This is a genomic window from Sphingomonas mangrovi (assembly GCF_047975845.1).
Lineage (GTDB): Bacteria > Pseudomonadota > Alphaproteobacteria > Sphingomonadales > Sphingomonadaceae > Sphingomonas.
Genome location: NZ_JBIUCZ010000066.1, coordinates 1 through 3,834, shown reverse-complemented (window position 1 = coordinate 3,834; position 3,834 = coordinate 1). Strand labels below are relative to the sequence as shown.

General features: G+C 67.3%; 4 protein-coding genes and 1 pseudogene. 1 reads left to right on the top strand and 4 read right to left on the bottom strand.

What is annotated here, in order from left to right; translation table 11 throughout:
• A pseudogene (locus ACBY01_RS17095) lies at positions 1-102 on the top strand (IS481 family transposase); the annotation flags it as partial.
• A gap of 28 nt (positions 103-130) precedes the next feature.
• On the opposite strand, the gene ACBY01_RS17090 reads toward ACBY01_RS17095, so the two are convergent.
• From ACBY01_RS17090 to ACBY01_RS17075, 4 genes are all read right to left on the bottom strand, one after another.
• On the bottom strand, positions 131-1,948 hold the full coding sequence (locus ACBY01_RS17090; RefSeq protein WP_416462190.1) for a putative bifunctional diguanylate cyclase/phosphodiesterase: 1,818 nt from the start codon (positions 1,946-1,948) through the stop codon (positions 131-133).
• Positions 1,949-2,224: 276 nt separating this feature from the next.
• A complete protein-coding gene (locus ACBY01_RS17085; RefSeq protein WP_416462191.1) occupies positions 2,225-3,184 on the bottom strand; it encodes a toxin-antitoxin system YwqK family antitoxin in 960 nt (319 codons plus the stop codon).
• Complete coding sequence (locus tag ACBY01_RS17080; protein ID WP_416462189.1) at positions 3,184-3,390, bottom strand: hypothetical protein; 207 nt, start codon at positions 3,388-3,390, stop codon at positions 3,184-3,186. The genes ACBY01_RS17085 and ACBY01_RS17080 overlap by 1 nt, the downstream gene beginning before the upstream one ends.
• 96 nt (positions 3,391-3,486) lie before the next feature.
• On the bottom strand, positions 3,487-3,834 hold a 348-nt coding region (locus ACBY01_RS17075), incomplete at its 5' end, for a hypothetical protein (RefSeq protein ID WP_416462188.1).

Sequence of the window (3,834 nt, the reverse complement as noted above, 5' to 3'; positions counted from 1 at the left end):
AGCGGCCTCACACCCTACGAATACATCGCCAAGCTCTGGACCTCAGAGCCAGAACGCTTCATCGTCAATCCGATCCACCAGATGCCGGGACTGAACACCTAGCCCCGGGGCCGCACGACACCCGCACGGCTCACAACAGGTCGTTCAACCGCTCCGCGGTCATCGGCCGGCCGTAGAAATACCCCTGCGCCTCGTCACAGCCTGCCGCCCTCAGCCATTCCGCCTGCTCGGCGGTCTCGACACCTTCGGCGACGACCTCCAGATCGAATGCGCGGCCGAGCCGCAGGATCGCCTCGACCAGCGCCGCGGAGCGCACCCCCACGCCGAGCTGCGCCGTGAACGCACGATCGATCTTCAGCTTGCTCACCGGCAGGTCGTTGAGCAGGCTCAGCGAGGCGAAGCCGGTGCCGAAGTCGTCCAGCGCGACACCGACCCCCGTTTCCCGCACCGCAGACAGGATCGCCGCGGTCGAGGGCACGTTCTTCACCGCCAGCCGCTCGGTCATCTCTAGCTCGAGCAGCTGAGCCGGTACCTCGAAGCGCGCGAGATGCTCGGTGACGAGGTCGGCGAGCGAGCCGGACAGGAACTGCGCCGCGGAGAGATTGACCGCTACCCGCAACGGCGATCCCGCAGCCGCCCACGCCGCCGCCTGCCGGATCGCCTCGCACAACACCCATTCGCCGACGCGGGCGGAGAGCGGCATCAACTCCAGAATGCCGAGGAACTCGCCCGGCGACAGCAGCCCGCGCGCCGGGTGCCGCCAGCGCAGCAGCGCCTCCGCCCCGATCAGCTCGCCGTCCGCGAGCCGGACCTGAGGCTGGTAGTGAAGCTCGAACTCGCCGCGCTGGAACGCCTGGTGCAGCTCGGACTGGATGCCCCGCCGCTTCTCGACGCTGTGGCGCAGATGCGGCTCGAAATAGCCGACCGCCGCCCCGCCCTCTTCCTTTGCGCGATAGAGCGCCAGATCGGCATGGCGGAGCAGCGTCTCCACGTTGTCGCCATGATACGGCGCGAGTGCCAGCCCGACACAGGTTTCCAGCTGAAGGTCCTGATCCTCCACCAGAAAGCCTTTTCGGAAGCTGCGGCGCAGGTCTTCCGCGATGCCATAGGCCTCGCGCGCATCGCTCACCCCGATCAGCAGGATCACGAACTCGTCGCCCCCCAAGCGCGCGAGCAGGTGCCGCTCGTCCAATAGGCTGCGGAGCCGATCCGCCACGGCGCACAGCAGCCGGTCGCCGGTCGCATGGCCGAACACGTCGTTGACGAACTTGAAGCCGTCGAGGTCGAACAGCAGCAGCGCCGCCTGCCCGTCGCGCGCGAGGATCTCGTTGGCGCGTTCGTGAAGCTGGGCGCGGTTGGCGAGGCCGGTGAGCTGGTCGACATGCGCCAAGCGCGACAGGCGCTGCTCGCTCGCGCGGTACCGGCGCTGGCTCCGCCGCAGTTCCAGTCGATCCACCACGATCTGGGCGAGACTCGCGAGCAGGTGCCGCTGGTGCGCATCCAGCGTGCGCGGCGCGGGGTTGATCAGGCACAGCGTTCCCAGCACCGCGCCGGATGTCACGCGGAGCGGCATGCCGGCGTAGAAGCGGATATGCGGCGCGCCCAGCACCAGCGGGTTCGCGGCAAAGCGCGGGTCGAGCAGCGCGTCCTCGATCACCATCGGATCGTCGCGGTCGAGCGCGTGTGCGCAGAAGGACACCTCGCGCGACGTGCCGCAGATATCCAGCCCCGCGCGCGCCACGAAGGTCTGCTCGTCGCGACCGACCAGCGACACCAGCGCGGTCGCCACGCCGAACAGCGACGCCGCCAGCTGCACGACATGGTCGAACTCCGCGTCCGGATCGCTGCCCGCCGACCAATAGTCCGCCACCGCGGCGATCCGCGCCTCCTCGTCGCGAGCGGACGGGGGCTGGCGATCGCCCCCAGCTGCTCGATCAACTCTGTTCACGCAATGCCTTCCACGGATCCGCAGCGCCCGCCTTTTAGGCGAGGGAATGCTGCAAAGTCTTTAACTTAGAGGCATTTCCAGAATTGGGCTGGCTTCGCGCGACATAAAGACGCCGCTAGCGGCGCGCCAACTGCCGGGATAGCGATGCACGCCGGCAGCCCCTTCGCGGCAACCGGGCGCCGGTGGAGTCATGGAGTGACGGCTCCCAGTGGACGCGAGCAGGGTAGCGGCGGCGATGCAGAATCTCCTCGCCCGCGCCTGCTCAACCGCCGGCGATCAGCACTGCCTGTCCTTGCGAATGACGGGCGCGATCAACTGGTGATCATATGCTTCGACGCGTTCGACGACCTCGTCTCCGCGGCGCACCGTTTCCAGCTTGTACAACCCCGGCGTGAACGAATAGCCGATTTCCGCGAGGCGGGCGGGATCGTCGGTACCGCTCTGGATGACCGTCTCGGTAAGACAGCCCTCATGGCGGACCATCTTCAGCCCGCGGCCGTACCCGGGGATCGAGATCGGCCGCGTCACCCGGCGCAGCGTACCGTCGACGTTCCAGACGTGGCGCTGAACGAACCGACCCTCGGGCGTGTATTCGGTGCGGCGCAACAGCTGACCGTTGCTGCCCCATAACGCCTGCACGCCGACGCGGTGGCCCATGGCGAAGCGTGCATGTTTCCTTGCCCTGCCCGACGGCAGGTATTCGATCACTTCCCCGTCGGCCCGTCCGGCCGCATACCGGCCGACCTCGAGGACATGCCCCGCCTTGTCGTAATTGATGTAGGGGCCGTCGCGCTTGCCATCGCGCCAATGCGCGATGGAGGCCGGCCGCCCATTGGAGTGGTAGACGCGATACTCGCCCTCCAGCCCGTGCGGGCCATAGGTCCATTCTTCCTGCAACGTGCCGTCGCGGTACCAGCGGCGATACCGCCCATCGAGGTCCCCCCTCTTCCAGTGACGTTCCATGGCGAGCGTGCCGTTCGTATGAAACTGGCGATCACGGCCGTGTTTCTCGCCACCCTCGCACGCGACCTGCCGCATCAGCGACCCGTCCGCCCGCCGCAGTTCGACGAAACCGCCATACGAAGGGCGGCCCGGTAGATGGCAAAGATCCGCTTCCGCCACCTGCTCATGCTCTTCGAGCACGACCGTGTCCCGCGGCGCGGCAGAAACAGGGGATGCGAGGGCGACAAGAACCGGACCCACCTCTGGCGAAAAAAGCAGACGCTCGAAGACCATCAAGTCTGCGGCCCCCGCGTAAAGACGCTGCCGATCGTCAGCACGACACCGACGCCGCCGACCGCCCCGCCCAGCGACCACAACGCCCGGGCATCATCCGGCGTGATCGGTTCGAGAACGACGGGCGCCCCGACACACGCCGCGGCAACGATCAGGCCGACGGCGCCGAAATAGCGAAGGACGGACTTCCTGCGATTGCGAACCATGCCGTGCGCGATAAAGGGCGCCGGCTCGCCGATGCAACCGCACCGCTGCGGCCGACCCCGCTTTCGACGCGCCCTGCCTTCCCGTGACGATGAAGCTTAGAGAAATCGGGAGAGTCGACGCGCAACTATCGCGAGCGCTTCGCCTGCCGAATGGTCGCGGATGGCAGCTGTACATCGTGCGGCACAGCGCTGCGACGATGCGGCGCAAACAGCGATCGCGGAAATCATCGACGAAATGGGTGCAGCCGCGCCAAGCGCAATGCGCAGAAACTGCGCGGCAGTCTCGCTACCCGGCCCCTCTAGCGGAGCGCTAAGAATGACCGGATAGCAACGACGTGAAATGGTGGGCGCGGCTGGGATTGAACCAGCGACCCCTGCGGTGTGAACGAAAACGACAGCGCCGATCTCCGCGGTTTCTGCGCTGAGACGGCCGCTCTTTACGCC